The organism is Streptomyces sp. NRRL WC-3742 (assembly GCF_000720635.1).
Taxonomy (GTDB): domain Bacteria; phylum Actinomycetota; class Actinomycetes; order Streptomycetales; family Streptomycetaceae; genus Kitasatospora.
In genome coordinates this window covers 39,049-51,579 of sequence record NZ_JOCF01000026.1, presented here as the reverse complement: position 1 = coordinate 51,579, position 12,531 = coordinate 39,049, and the positions used below count along the sequence as shown (strand labels likewise).

At 74.3% G+C, this 12,531-nt stretch carries 14 protein-coding genes; 4 read left to right on the top strand and 10 right to left on the bottom strand.

Going from position 1 to position 12,531, the window contains the following annotated elements; all coding sequences use genetic code 11:
* Nucleotides 1-19: 19 nt before the first annotated feature.
* Nucleotides 20-370 carry a hypothetical protein gene (locus tag IH61_RS0116415; protein WP_158845036.1) on the bottom strand — a complete coding sequence of 117 codons (351 nt, stop codon included), beginning with the start codon at nt 368-370 and terminating at the stop codon, nt 20-22.
* A 167-nt stretch (nt 371-537) separates the two neighbouring features.
* A complete protein-coding gene (locus tag IH61_RS0116410; protein WP_031070280.1) occupies nt 538-1,239 on the bottom strand; it encodes an endonuclease V in 702 nt (233 codons plus the stop codon).
* A gap of 200 nt (nt 1,240-1,439) precedes the next feature.
* Between IH61_RS0116410 and IH61_RS40930 the strand changes: the two genes are divergently transcribed.
* A complete protein-coding gene (locus IH61_RS40930) occupies nt 1,440-1,667 on the top strand; it encodes a hypothetical protein (protein WP_037972859.1) in 228 nt (75 codons plus the stop codon).
* Nucleotides 1,668-1,694: 27 nt separating this feature from the next.
* Here IH61_RS40930 and IH61_RS0116400 read toward each other — a convergent pair whose 3' ends face one another.
* Nucleotides 1,695-2,345: an RDD family protein gene (locus tag IH61_RS0116400; protein WP_031070277.1), complete on the bottom strand. Its 651-nt coding sequence runs from the start codon at nt 2,343-2,345 to the stop codon at nt 1,695-1,697.
* Nucleotides 2,346-2,426: 81 nt separating this feature from the next.
* Nucleotides 2,427-3,728 (bottom strand): RDD family protein, encoded by a 1,302-nt coding sequence (locus IH61_RS49570; RefSeq protein ID WP_031070276.1) that lies wholly within the window; start codon nt 3,726-3,728, stop codon nt 2,427-2,429.
* Between the two features lie 397 nt (nt 3,729-4,125).
* Here IH61_RS49570 and IH61_RS0116385 point away from each other — a divergent pair, with 397 nt between their 5' ends.
* Nucleotides 4,126-4,542 carry an SsgA family sporulation/cell division regulator gene (locus IH61_RS0116385; protein ID WP_031070273.1) on the top strand — a complete coding sequence of 139 codons (417 nt, stop codon included), beginning with the start codon at nt 4,126-4,128 and terminating at the stop codon, nt 4,540-4,542.
* Between the two features lie 147 nt (nt 4,543-4,689).
* Here IH61_RS0116385 and IH61_RS0116380 read toward each other — a convergent pair whose 3' ends face one another.
* The 3 genes from IH61_RS0116380 to IH61_RS0116370 form a co-directional block, all read right to left on the bottom strand.
* Nucleotides 4,690-6,093, bottom strand: a complete 1,404-nt coding sequence (locus tag IH61_RS0116380; RefSeq protein WP_078911147.1) for a glycosyltransferase 87 family protein — start codon at nt 6,091-6,093, stop codon at nt 4,690-4,692.
* A gap of 332 nt (nt 6,094-6,425) precedes the next feature.
* Complete coding sequence (locus IH61_RS0116375) at nt 6,426-8,000, bottom strand: sensor histidine kinase (RefSeq protein WP_234327201.1); 1,575 nt, start codon at nt 7,998-8,000, stop codon at nt 6,426-6,428.
* Nucleotides 7,997-8,701: a response regulator transcription factor gene (locus IH61_RS0116370; protein ID WP_031070266.1), complete on the bottom strand. Its 705-nt coding sequence runs from the start codon at nt 8,699-8,701 to the stop codon at nt 7,997-7,999. The genes IH61_RS0116375 and IH61_RS0116370 overlap by 4 nt, the downstream gene beginning before the upstream one ends.
* Before the next feature lie 172 nt (nt 8,702-8,873).
* On the opposite strand from IH61_RS0116370, the gene IH61_RS0116365 reads away from it, so the two are divergent.
* Complete coding sequence (locus tag IH61_RS0116365) at nt 8,874-9,407, top strand: hypothetical protein (RefSeq protein WP_031070264.1); 534 nt, start codon at nt 8,874-8,876, stop codon at nt 9,405-9,407.
* A gap of 19 nt (nt 9,408-9,426) precedes the next feature.
* Here the strand turns inward: IH61_RS0116365 and IH61_RS0116360 are convergent, their stop codons facing one another.
* The gene (locus IH61_RS0116360) at nt 9,427-10,041 is read right to left on the bottom strand and encodes a VOC family protein (RefSeq protein ID WP_051837194.1); all 615 of its coding nucleotides are present in this window, start codon (nt 10,039-10,041) and stop codon (nt 9,427-9,429) included.
* 202 nt (nt 10,042-10,243) lie between these two features.
* On the opposite strand from IH61_RS0116360, the gene IH61_RS0116355 reads away from it, so the two are divergent.
* Nucleotides 10,244-10,801, top strand: coding sequence for an Lrp/AsnC family transcriptional regulator (locus IH61_RS0116355; protein WP_234327200.1), 558 nt, complete (start codon nt 10,244-10,246; stop codon nt 10,799-10,801).
* 47 nt (nt 10,802-10,848) lie between these two features.
* On the opposite strand, the gene IH61_RS0116350 is transcribed toward IH61_RS0116355, so the two are convergent.
* Nucleotides 10,849-11,655 carry a S16 family serine protease gene (locus tag IH61_RS0116350; RefSeq protein WP_031070259.1) on the bottom strand — a complete coding sequence of 269 codons (807 nt, stop codon included), beginning with the start codon at nt 11,653-11,655 and terminating at the stop codon, nt 10,849-10,851.
* 38 nt (nt 11,656-11,693) lie between these two features.
* Complete coding sequence (locus IH61_RS0116345) at nt 11,694-12,344, bottom strand: IclR family transcriptional regulator (RefSeq protein ID WP_031070258.1); 651 nt, start codon at nt 12,342-12,344, stop codon at nt 11,694-11,696.
* Nucleotides 12,345-12,531 lie beyond the last annotated feature (187 nt).

The window sequence follows — 12,531 nt, the reverse complement described above, 5'->3', positions numbered from 1 at the left end:
GAGGTTCGGGTCCGGTGGGTCAGTCGGGGTTCTTGTTGCCCCACTGGGGCAGGTGGAGGCCGTCCTGGTACGCGTTCTCACTCGCCTTCGACGGGGCCGCCGCGGACCAGCCGTCGCCGGCGAGTTTGAGTTTCTTCGCGGTGCGGTGTTCGTGTTCCTCGTAGCTGCTGGCGGTGAGTTCGGCCTTGTGCTGGGCCTCGTCGACGGCTTTCTGGAGCTGGTTGAGGATGTCGCGCAGCGCGTTGCGCATGGAGTCGTAGCGGCCCTGGAGGTCGGTGGCTTCCACGAAGGTGCCGAAGGCGTCCTTGCCGAGGCCCGTGTGTACGTGGGTGGCGGTGCCGTTGGCGTGTTTGTCGAAGGTTCGGAGCATGGTTCGCACCTGGCTCGCGAAGGCGCGGAGTTGTTCGACCTCGACGCGGTATCCCTGGCCGGCTCCGCCGGTCGAGCCGGTTCCCGATGACACTTCGGTGCCTCCCCCGTGCGTCCGTTCGCGTGTCATGTCTAACACACCGTCGGCCAATCCGGCCTGGCACATGGTCAGTTCGAGGGCGTCCGGGTGCGCAGGGCGTCGGCGAGGGCACGGCGGCAGAGCGAGTCGGCGTGGCGGGTGGTTTCGGGGATGCGGTAGCGGGTGGCCAGTGCGAGGGTGGTGCGGACGGCGGTGTCGAGGCCGATGCGGTGGCCGACGGAGACGTAGACGGGTTTGACGCCGGGCCTGGTGCGGACGGCGCGGCCGACCTCCTCTCCCGTGGCGGGGTCGGTGAGGGGGCTCGAGGCGCCGCGTTCGGGGCCGGGGTCGGTGTGGTCGAAGGTGAAGGGGGTCTTGGCGACGCCGAGGGTGCGCAGTCCGGTGTGGACGCCGAGGTGGCTGGCGAGGCCGAGGCGGCGGGGGTGGGCGAGGCCGTAGCCGTCGCAGACGACGGTGTCGGGTGTCTGCTTCAGTGCGGCCAACGCGTCGAGGACGGCGGGGAGTTCGCGGAAGGCGAGCAGTCCGGGGACGTACGGGAAGGCGATCCGCCCGACGGCGGTGGCCTGCTCGACCACGTCGAGGGTGTCCCGGTCGAGGAGGACGGCCGCGGCGGCGACGAGGTCGTGCTCGTCGTCGTAGGCGACGTCCACGCCGGCGATGAGCCGGCCGGGGAGTTCCCCGTCGTCGTGGGCCCGGACGAGCGGCCGCAGCCGTTCCTGTTCGGCGAGCGCCTGGGTCTCGGTGGTGGGCCAGTCGGCGGGGATGGGCACGGGACGGTTCCCCCGGGTTCATTCGTGGCGGACAGGTGGACGGAGTGCACGGTCGCGATCCCGTTCACCGTACCGAGGGGCCGGACGACCCCGCGATGAGCCCGTGCGCCCCCCGTGCTCCCGGGGCCCGGGCCTTAGCCTGGACTCACCGAAGACGCACCTCCCGCCCGTTCCCCCGACGTGCGAAGGACTCCCCCGCCATGCCGCGTCCCTCCGCTTCCCAGCTCTGCCTCGGCTCGTTCACCGTCGTCGCCGCCACGGTGGCGCTACTGGCCGTCTCGGGCGCCTCCGGCGTCCTGGAGGTCGCGGTGCTGGTGGCGTTCGCGCTGGCGCTCGGCACCCTGGTGACGGTGCTTTCCTCGCGTGCGGACGATCCTTCCCGTCCCACGGCCGCCGGGAGCGGACCCGAGTACGCCCGGCAGCGCTGAGCACCACCGGGCGTTGTGGAGGGGTCGTCAGACCTCCGTGGTGACCACCACGGTCTTCGCCGCCTTGTCGTGGATGCACTGCCGGTAGGGCTTGTCGAAGACGCCCCACAGGCCGTCGACGAGCCACCAGAGCGCGGCGCAGCAGAGCACGGCGGGCAGGATGAAGACGGCGGCGCGGGTCCAGGCGGCGGACTGCGTGGGCGGGTTGCCGTCGATCAGCATGGCGACCCGGATCTTCGTCGCCTTCTTGCCGAGGGTCTGGCCGTCCCGGCTGAGCATCAGGGCCTCGTACACGAGGTAGAGGAGTGCGCCGACCCAGAAGGCGCCCGCGGAGCCGTTTCGCTCACTGAGGTCGGCGAAGGGCGCGACGATGATCGCGCCGACGGCCTGCATCAGCAGGTAGTCGATCAGGCGGGCGAGGATGCGCCGGGGCCAGGTGCCGAGCGGCGGCATCCCGGGGACGGGGCCGGCGCCGGGCATCCCGTAGCCGGACGGCTGGTCATAGGGGTTCTGTCCGTACGGGTTCTGGTCGTACGGGTTCTGGTCGTGCTGGTTCGCGTGCGGGTCGCCGCCGTAGCTGCCGCCGTACGCGCCGGGGCCCGGCTGCGGGGGCTGCTTGTCGAAGGAGGGCTTGCCGCCCCCCTCCGGCTCGGGGCCTGAGGGGTCGTGGGTGCTCATCCCTCGAGTAGAACATCACACATTCGCACGCTTCGGGATATTCAGTCCGTTTTGACCGCCGACGGCGGGAATGGCGCAGCCTCAGCCGCGCACCACCCTGGTCCGGGCTGCCCGGTCCTGCCAGCCGCGCCGGGCCGGACGGTCGAACAGTGGCCAGACCAGCCCGAGGAGCAGGACGAGCCCGAGATGCCGAACGACCCATCGCAGCAGCGAGCGCCCGAAGCCCAGCCGGGAACGCCCGCCGGAGGCGGCGGCGACGGCGTCGACGACCCGCACCCTGGCGAGCCGCTTGCCGAAGGTCTGGCCGGTGCGGGCGGTCGGCAGCACCTCGTAGAGCAGGCCGACGAAGAGGAGGATGCCGATCAGCACCCCGGCCTTGCCCAGCACCACACCGTCCACCAGCCAGACCTGGACCTGGCGATGGGTGAGGACGCTGGCCATCTTCGCCTGGTCGAACTTCTGCTGGAGGTGGTCGGAGACCGAGTGCCCGAGCGGGACCCCGGCGGCGGCCGCGACGGCCAGCATCACCGCGGTGTCCACGATCCGCGCGGCCAGGCGTCGCCCGAGCCCGGCCGGTACGGCGGCGGGCCTGCGGCGCCCGGCGGGCTTGCGCGCCCTCGGAACGACCGTTTCCCCCGGGGCCCGCCGCACGACGGGAGCGGGAGCAGACACAGGAGCGGGCGCGGGTTCGGACGCGGGAGTCGGAACCGGAACCGGAACCGGCAGCGACGCCTTCCGCACCACCACCGCCGCGACCGGGGCGACGCCCGCGGCCACCTCGACGGCAACAGGAGCGCGCACCTCCTCCGCACGCCCCTCCTCCACTTCGAGCGCCTCCGGAAGCGCCCCCCAGGAGACCCAGCGCGGCGCCCCGCCCGTCTCCAACAGCCCGTGCTGGGCGCGGGGATCGGCCTGCCAGCCGGAGATCTCGGGCCCGACCGCCTCGACCATCTCGGCCATCTGGGCCACCTCGACCGCCCGGAACACCGGGCCTCCGGCCGCCTCGGCCTCCGCGGCCCCTGCCTCCGCCACCTCCGCCGGCTGCCCCGTCACCTGTGGCCCGAGGACGAAGGACGCCCCGCCCGTCGTCTGGTCGAGGTAGACCGGCCCGGTGTCCCGTGCCGTGTCCCGCCCGGGGCCGGCCACCGGCGGCGGCACCACCCTGCCCCCGGTGGCGAGCCCACCGGGGGCGGGCGGCCGCCGGGTGGCGAAGCGGGGCGGTTCCAGCACCTCGCCCTCCGCGGGGACGAGGCGGCTGGTGCCGGGCACCCAGGCCGAGCCGCCCCAGTACCGGACGAAGCCGGGGATGGACGGGTCCGGGTAGTAGCCCGGCTCGGGTGCGACGGCCGGGTCGCCGGCGTCGGCGATGGGGCGGTCCGTCATGGGGGTCTTCTCTCCTGGGGCCTGGACGCTCGGAAGCCTGGGAACCGAAAAACCTGCGCGAAGCCGCGCGCCCGGCGCACGCCCCTCGGCGCAGGTGTGGGGGCATCACCGATGGGCGGACAGTCGCCGGACAGTCACAAAGGGTAGTGCCTCGCCGCAGTCGCGACGGGAAATCGGCGAATCCCCGGACAGCCGGGGCCCGCCCGGGGTATGGACGGCCGGGTCACGCCCAGCGCGCGGCGCCTACCCGCGCGCCCCGCCCTTCGCCGTTCACCACCCCTCGCGGAACTTCCCGAAGAAATTCGGGAAACGCGTGTAAGAGCCGACGCGCACGGCCCTCTCAAAGGTCACAAGGCCAAAGGCCACAAGGCAGCGCAGCAGAGAGAGGAAGACGGTCATGGAGCGTCCCGTCAGCGTCGTCGAGCACGAGCTGGAGCTGAACCTCGTGCTCTCCCCGGAGCACAGCGTCCCCGTCCCGGCCCGCCTGTCGTACGGCAGCCACGACCCGTACGCGGTCTACATCACCTTCCACCTGGACACCGGCAACCCGGTGACCTGGGTGTTCGCCCGCGAGCTGCTGGTCGAGGGCACCTTCCGCCCGTGCGGCCAGGGCGACGTGCGGATCTGGCCGACCCGCTCGGGCCGGCGCAGCGTGCTCTGCCTGGCGCTCAGCTCCCCGGCCGGGGACGCGCTGCTGGAGGCGCCGCTGCCGGCCGTCGCGGCCTGGCTGGAGAAGGCGCACCGGCTCGTCCCGCCGGGCAGCGAGATGGCCACCCTCGACATGGACGGCTCGCTCGCCGAGCTGCTCGCCTAGGCCGTGCGCCGAAGCGTGCACTGGCACGTGCTCACGCACCACGCCCAAAGCTCCCGGACCGCCCAGACACCCCAGACACCCCAGACAACCCGGAAGGACGATCGGAGCGGCAGCGAGACGACGAAGCCGAACGGCGCCCCCGCCGGCTCAGCGGGCCGCGGGGGCCTGCTGACGACCGCGGGCGGCGTCCGGGCCGCCGCCGTCGCGCCGCTGTCCGGGCAGCCGGACGAGCGGGGCCCCGGCGGAGCGGCGCCGGGCCCTTATCCGGACGGCGGCGGCGAGCAGGAAGCAGAGCCCGACCCACGGATACACCGAGGTCGGCAGCTGGCGCAGTGCTGACATGTGGAGGACGGCGGGCCCGAGCGGCTTCGCCAGCCACATGGCGAAGGACAGGAACGCCAGCAGCGTGGCCCAGAACACGGCCCGCCAGCGCACCCGGCGGACGGCGTCGGGGCGCACCCGCTCGACGGACGCCTCGGAGGCGAGCAGGACGAGCACCGGCACGCACCAGATCCAGTGATGGGTCCAGCTGATCGGGGAGATCAGCACGGCGGTGACGGCCGCGCAGCAGACGCCCCACGCCTCGGAGCGGGGCAGCCAGCGGCCGCTGCGGTAGGCCCAGGCGGCGACGGCGAGGCCGGCCAGCGCGACCAGAGCGGCCCCGAGGGTGGCGGTGAGGCCGGGCTCGGTGGTGTGCAGCAGGCGGGCGAAGGCGCCGCGCAGCGACTGGTTGTCGACGATCTCGGTCTTGCCGACCCGGGAGGAGTCGTACAGGTACTTGGTCCAGAAGCCCCAGGTGGCGTCGGGCAGGAAGAGCGCGCCGATCAGGAAGGTGCCGAGGAAGGTCAGCCCGGCGGTGAAGGCGGCCCGGACGCGGCCGGTGATCAGCAGGTAGACGGCGAACAGCCCGGGGGTGAGCTTGAGGCCGGCGGCGATGCCGATCGCCACGCCCTTGCCGCGGCGGCCGTCGGGGCGGGTGAGGTCCCAGAGGATCAGGCAGGCGAGGGCAAGGTTGATCTGGCCGTAGCGGAGCGTGGTGAAGACGGGTTCGAGCCAGACGCCGAAGCCGGTGACCAGGACCACGCCGATCGCCCGCAGTTCGCGGCGCGGCCAGCCGACGAGCTTGAAGGACAGGTGGGCGAGCACGGCGAGCAGCGCGAGGTTGCCCAGAGTGATCACCACGCGCAGGGCGGGTACCGGGAGCCAGGTGGTGGGGACGAACATCATGGCCGCGAACGGGGGGTAGGTCGCGGGCAGGTTCCACTCGGTGACGCGCAGTGCGTACAGGTCGGTGCCGTTGGCGACGGCGGCGCCCTCGGCCCGGTAGACGATCATGTCGACCATCGAGGTGTGCACGAAGTGGCGGACCACCGCGTACGCGACCAGGGACAGCAGTGCCAAGGCCGAGGCGACGATCAGCGGACGGCGCGGGGCCTCGCGCAGCGCGCGCACCGGGGCGCCGAGCGCGAACCTGAGCCGGTCGGACAGTGGGGCGGGCGAGGGTTCGGGGACGGTCCGCACCGCTCTGCGCTCGTCTTGCACCGCTGTCACTTGCTGTCTCCGTCCACCGCTCGGCCAACCAGCGACGATACCGGATGCCGTCGGGGCAGGTCCTGGGTCGATCGGCTACGCACAGTGACGAGCGGGCCCCGGTCGCCCGTGCTCGGCTGCGGACGGAGCACGGACGACCGGGGCCGCACCGGGGGCCGGACGGGCTCGGCCTGCGCAGGGCGCCGAAGGAATCCGACCGGCCCGACCGACGCTAGCCACAGCCGCGCGGCGAGGGCAGGGGGCTCAGCCAGGGGTAGAACTCCCTTAGGCCCCTCTTAAGGAAACGCCGCCCGGCGCGGCAACCACCGCCCGACGCGGAACCGTCTCACCCCTCACCGTTGGAAGAGCGCCCCCCGGCTGCGCCGCCGCCCGGCCCGGACCTCGCCCTCGGGCGGCCGGGTGCGCATCCGCAGCCGGACCTCGGCGCCGCCGAGCACCGCCGAGCGCCCGAGCGCGAGGTCCCCGCCGGTGGACTCGGCGAGCTTGCGCACGATGTCCAGCCCGAGCCCGGTGGAGCCCTCGCCGCCGTCGCCCTCGCCGCGCTTGAGGGCGGCGGCCGGGTCGGCGAAGCCCGGTCCGGCGTCGCCGACCAGCACGATCACCGAGGAGCCGGCGACCAGGACGTCCACCGAGAAGGCGGTGCCGACGGCGGTGTGCCGGAAGACGTTGCCGAGCAGCGCGTCCACGACGGCGGCCAGGTCGCCGCGCTGGACGGGCACGGGCGCGGGCTGCTCGGCGCCGCCCAGCTGCCAGGGGCGGCCCTCGTCCTCGGCGAGGGCGGACCAGAAGCCGACGCGCTCGCGGATCACCTCGGCGGCGTCGCAGCCGACGGGGACGGCGGGCTGGGCGTCCTCGGGGTCGCGGCGGGCGGCCCGGATGATCTGGTCGACCTCGCGTTCCAGCTGGGCGACGGCGTGCCGGGTGGCATCGGCGGCGTCTCCGTCGCCGAGCGAGGCGGCGTTGAGCCGCAGCACGGTGAGCGGGGTGCGCAGCCGGTGCGACAGGTCGGCGGCCAGTTCGCGCTCGGCGGCGAGGAGTTGGACGACCCGGTCGGCCATGGCGTTGAACGCCTGGGCGGCCTCGCGCAGTTCCTCGGGGCTGTCGGCGGCCTGCTTGCCCTCCAGCGGGACGCGCACGGTGAGGTTCCCGGTGCCCAACGACCGTGCGGCGGTGGCGAGTCGGCGGGCGGAGGCGACGATCCGGGTGCCCATCCGGTCGGCGACCAGCACCGAGATGGCGACGAGCCCGAGGGCGACGCCGCTGAGCACCAGCCAGGCGATGGCGACGCCCCGGGTGAGGTCGCTCTCGGCCACGAAGACCTCGACCACCGCCGTACGGCCGGTGTCGACGGCGACGGGCTGGAGCAGCGCGTAGCCGCCGGGCACGGCGACGGTGAAGGCCCGGCCCTGCGACCGGGCGGTGCTGACGGCCTCGGAGTCCGCACGGACCGTCCCGATGGTCGGGCCCTCGGGACCGCCACCGACGGCGGGCCCCAGCGGGGAGCCCCCGGGCGCCGCCCCGGACACCCCTCCGGACACCCCTGCCCCGGACACCCCTGCCCCTGCCGCCCCCACCCCGGAGCCGCCCCCCGCGGGCGCCCCCGGCGTCCCGGCCGTCCCCGGCAGCACCGCCGCCCCGGCCGGCGCCGGCAGGTGCACGGCCATCCGCCCCTGCCCGCCCGCGTCCGTACTGGCCAGCGCCCGGCTGATGGCGTCCTGGTCGGTGGTGATGGCCAGCGCGGGCCCGAGCGCGGCGGCCTGCCGCTCGGCGGCGGTGAAGGCGCGGTCGCGGGCGGTCTGCTGGACCATCAGGCCGAGCGGGATCAGGAAGGCCAGCGCGACCATGGTCGTCCCGGCGACCGCGGCCCTGACGAGGGCCCAGCGCAGCGAGCGCCCGAACCTCCTCATGCCCGGTGCTCCGCGAGCCCCCCGGCGGCCTCCAGCCGGACCCCGACGCCCCGGACGGTGTGCAGGTAGCGGGGGCTGGAGGCGGTCTCGCCGAGTTTGCGGCGCAGCCAGGACAGGTGGACGTCGATGGTCTGGTCGCCGCCGTACGTCTGCTGCCACACCTCGGCGAGGATCTCCTTGCGCGGCACGACCACCCCGGGCCGGCGCGCGAGGAAGGCGAGCAGGTCGAACTCGCGGCGGGTCAGGTCGAGCGCGGTGCCGTCCAGGACGGCCTCGCGGCGCTGGAGGTCGATGGCGAGGCCACCGACCCGCAGCACCTGGGTGGCGGGGGCCGCGCCGCCGCCCAGGCGCCGCAGCACGGCGGTCATCCGGGCGCTCAGATGCTCTCCGGAGAAAGGTTTCACCAGGTAGTCGTCGGCGCCGTCGTTGAGCAGCCGGACGATCTCGGCCTCGTCGTCGCGCGCGGTACAGATGATCACCGGGACGTTGGTCAGCCCCCGGATCATCTTGAGCGCCTCGCTGCCGTCGAGATCGGGCAGGCCCAGGTCGAGGATCACCAGGTCGCAGCCGACCTGGGCCACCTCCCGCAGCGCCTCCAGCGCGGTGCCCACGCTGCGGACGGCGTGGCCGGTGTCGGTGAGGTGGCGGATGAGGGCGGAGCGTACGAAGGGGTCGTCCTCGACCACGAGCACTGTTGCCATGGCCCTGCACGGTACGCCATCGGCGGGCAGTGGTCTGTACCTCGGGTCGTAGCTCGGGGCACAGCTCGGCCGGGACCGGCCGAGGTTCAACTCCCCAGGGTCACAACGGGGCTGGCTCAATTCAAGGATGCCGGTCGGTACCGGCCCGGAGATGCGGCAGGATGTGCGCACGATGCGGAACGGACTGGTACAACTCGGCGCCTGGGTGGCGGCCACCGGAGCGGCGGTGCTGCTGTCCTGGCTCGGGGTGCACGCGGTGCTGAACGGTGCCGCGTTCGAGCGGCCCACCGCCCTGCCGCTGCCCTCCCCGAAGCTCGCCGGCGCCCCGCAGTCCGCCGCGCCCACCCCGACGCCGACCCCCACCCCGACGCCCACGCAGACCGAGACCTCGGCGTCGGCCCCGGCCGCCACCACCACGACGCCCCGCGCCCCGGCCACCGCGACGCCCACCCGCCGGCCGACGACGCCCGCGGCCACCGCGACGTCCACGGTGCAGAGCGTCCCGATCCCCGGCGGCCGGGTCGCGCTGGACCTGCGCCCGGACAAGGCGTCGCTGGTCTCCGCCGTCCCGGACCCGGGCTGGCAGATGAAGGTGTGGAACGGCGACATGTGGCTGCGGGTGGACTTCGTCAAGGACGAACAGGCCAACTCGGTGTTCGTCGCCTGGAACGGCCACGCCCCGATCGTGGAGACCGCGGTCCGCTGACGGCCCGCCGGCCGGCCCCTCACCACCCCCCGAAGGGCACGTACCCCGGCAGGTACGGCCCCGCGTACCCGGCCCGGTCGACGAGCGTGTGCCTGGTGCCGCCCGGCACCCCGATGGTGGCCAGCACCACCGTGCCGAAGGCGTCCCGCGCCTCGTACGGCTCGGCGAGGGAGAGCGCGCCCCGGTCCACCGCGTAGTCGTAGGCGTAGTGGACGTCCGGCACGCCCACCGAGAGGTCCAGCACGCCGTCCCCGTGCCGGGCCAGGAACCCGGCCAGCTCCCGCCCGCGCGGGCCGATCACCTGCACCAGGGAGGTGAGCACGATCCGGGTACCCGGCGCGGCCAGCACGTACGAGACGGTCTCGGGCTCGCCGGTCTCGGGCCCGGCGTACGCGACGCAGCGCAGCCCGAGCGCGGCGCGGTAGCGGCGGGCGGCCCGCTCGGCGTCGCCGACCACGAACACCAGCGCGTCGGCGCGGCCCGCCGGGAACACCTCCGAATCCCCGAGAGCGCAATCCCCGAGAGCGGAGTCCCCGAGAGCGGAGTCCCCGAAGGCGGCCCCCAGCCCTGGCCCGAGGTCGCCCGGTGCCCCCGGGACGGCCAGGCGCAGGGGTTCGGCGGCGGTGTCGGTCATGACGGCCCTCCCGGTCGACGTACGAACCGCCCCGGCGGCCGGATCAGGGGCCTGCACGGGGTCGTGGCTGGAGGGTGGCGCCGGGTCGACCGGCACGCAACTGTTCCGTTTCATCCTGGTCAAGCTGCGCGCCCGGACGGGACAATCGGCCGCACCGCTGTACAGAATGCCCATCGCGAAGCGCCCCCAGGACGGAGCCACGATGCCCCCCGCCAACTCCCCGAGCCCGCCCGGCCCGGCCAACTCCCCCGTCCCACAGGCGCCTTCACCCGTCCAGGGCGGAGGCGGCAACGACGCGATCGACGCCCTGGACGGCCGGCTGATCCGGCTGCTGACCGAGGAGCCCCGCATCGGCGTGCTGGAGTGCTCGCGCCGCCTCCAGGTCGCCCGGGGCACCGTGCAGGCCCGGCTGGACCGGCTGCAGGCCAAGGGCGTCATCGGCGGCTTCGGCCCGGAGGTCGACCCGGCGGCGCTCGGCTACCCGGTGACGGCCTTCGCCACCCTGGAGATCTCCCAGGGCCAGGGCGCGGACGTCCGGGCCCACCTGGCGCGCGTGCCGGAGGTGCTGGAGCTCCACACCATCACCGGGGCCGGGGACATGATGGTGCGGATCGTGGCCCGCTCCAACGCCGACCTGCAGCGGGTGATCGACCGGGTGGTGGGCTTCGACGGGATCGTCCGCTCCTCCACGGCGATCGCGCTGGAGAACCCGGTGCCGTACCGCATCCTGCCGCTCGTGGACCAGGCGGCCGCCGAGTAGGACGATCCCCCCTCGGGCGCCGTCCCCACCGACCAGGAGCCGGAACGTCAGCAGCTGGGGACGTTCCCGCCGCTCCTCAGCGCCTGCAGCGCGGCGATCGACTCGCCGAGCGTGCCCACCGGCACCAGCCGCAGCGTCCTGGGCACGTTGACCTTGGCGTCCGTGCACTCGTCCTTGGGCAGCAGGAACACCGTGGCCCCGTCCCGCGCGGCCGCCTGCGTCTTGAGCGGGACTCCGCCCACCGCGCCGACCCTGCCGTCCTTCTCGATCGTGCCGGTGCCCGCGACCTTGAGCCCGCCGGTGAGGTCGCCGCCCTTGCCGTCCCCGGCGAGCTTGTCGACGATGCCCAGCGCCAGCATCTGGCCGGCGCTCGGCCCGCCGACGTCCCCGAGGTCGACCTTGACCTTCACCTGGGCCGGGGACAGGTGGAGGTAGTCGAGCGCGGCCGCGGTGGCGCTGTCCTGCGAGTCCGCCATCTGCTGGGCCGTGACCTCCTCGGCCTTGGCCGGGTCGCCCTGCGGGTAGACGGTCTCGGTCGGACGCACCGCCTCCTTGGGGTCGAACCACGCCTGGAGCGCGCGCCAGAACGTCGTCCTCTCCCCCGGGTTGGTGGCCGAGATGGTGACCATCCGCAGCTCGCCCTCGGTGGTGCGCAGCGGCGCCCCGGTGATGGTGAGCACCGGCCGGTCCTGGTAGCTGCCCAGGGTGTCCGCGGTCAGCCCCGGCCAGGTGAGCGTGTAGGGCAGCGGGACGAAGGCGGCGACACCGAACAGCGCGGTCACCAGCGCCCCGCACAGCGCGAGGGTGCGGGTGCGCGGGGAGGTCAGGGCCTTGGATGGCTTGGTCTCGGACACAAGGGGAATCCAAACACACCCGAGGGGCTCGGTACGCCCTACCGCAGGGCGTCCGCGACCTCGGTGGCCGCCTCCACCACCCGGGGGCCGACCCGCTCGGGGACCATGCCGCTGAGCATCACCACGCCGACGCTGCCCTCGATGCCGCTGAGCCCGACGAGGGCCGCGGCCGCGCCGCTCGCGCCGGACTGCTCCTCCGCGCGGGTGATGACGAATCCCTGTTCGGGCCGCCGCTGGCTGGGGAAGCCCCGGGCCTCCAGGATCGCCCGGCCCGCGGCGCTCTCGGTGAGCGGGTGGCGCAGCCCGGTGCGGTAGGCGACGTGGAAGTCCGTCCAGCTGGGCTCGACGACGGCGACGGCCAGCGCCTCGTTGCCGTCCACCAGGGTGAGGTGGGCGGTGGCGCCGAGGTCCTCGGCGAGGCTGCGCAGGGCGGGCAGCGCGGCCTCGCGCAGCAGCGGGTGGACCCGGTGGGCGAGCCGCAGCACGCCGAGGCCGACGCGGGCGCGTCCGCCGATGTCCCGGCGGACGAGGCCGTGCTGTTCGAGGGTGGCGAGCAGCCGGTAGACGACCGTGCGGTTGACGGCCAGCCGGGCGGCGAGCTCGGTGACGGTCAGTCCTCGCTCGGAGTCGGCGAGGAGTTTGAGGACCCTGACGCCACGGTCCAGGGTCTGGGAGGTCTCGGCAGTCACGACGGGCGTTCCTTTCCCGCGGCGCTCGCAATGCGGGCGGCTCCGGTCCAGAGGTCGGTGTCGCGCGCAGGCGGGGTGGCCGCGCTCGGGCCGTACGGTGTCGTCCTTGACGCCCGTGCGGCCCTGCGGTGCCCGTCCCGCGGGGGTCGCCCGGCGGAAGAGCGTGGGGGAAAGGTAGTGAAGGAAA

Coding starts and splice junctions, on each gene's coding strand:
- IH61_RS0116415 (WP_158845036.1), bottom strand. CDS start 370: ATGCTCCGAACCTTCGACAAACACGCCAACGGCACCGCCACCCACGTA.
- IH61_RS40930 (WP_037972859.1), top strand. CDS start 1,440: ATGCCGCGTCCCTCCGCTTCCCAGCTCTGCCTCGGCTCGTTCACCGTC.
- IH61_RS0116400 (WP_031070277.1), bottom strand. CDS start 2,345: ATGAGCACCCACGACCCCTCAGGCCCCGAGCCGGAGGGGGGCGGCAAG.
- IH61_RS49570 (WP_031070276.1), bottom strand. CDS start 3,728: ATGACGGACCGCCCCATCGCCGACGCCGGCGACCCGGCCGTCGCACCC.
- IH61_RS0116385 (WP_031070273.1), top strand. CDS start 4,126: ATGGAGCGTCCCGTCAGCGTCGTCGAGCACGAGCTGGAGCTGAACCTC.
- IH61_RS0116375 (WP_234327201.1), bottom strand. CDS start 8,000: ATGAGGAGGTTCGGGCGCTCGCTGCGCTGGGCCCTCGTCAGGGCCGCG.
- IH61_RS0116370 (WP_031070266.1), bottom strand. CDS start 8,701: ATGGCAACAGTGCTCGTGGTCGAGGACGACCCCTTCGTACGCTCCGCC.
- IH61_RS0116365 (WP_031070264.1), top strand. CDS start 8,874: ATGCGGAACGGACTGGTACAACTCGGCGCCTGGGTGGCGGCCACCGGA.
- IH61_RS0116360 (WP_051837194.1), bottom strand. CDS start 10,041: ATGACCGACACCGCCGCCGAACCCCTGCGCCTGGCCGTCCCGGGGGCA.
- IH61_RS0116355 (WP_234327200.1), top strand. CDS start 10,244: ATGCCCCCCGCCAACTCCCCGAGCCCGCCCGGCCCGGCCAACTCCCCC.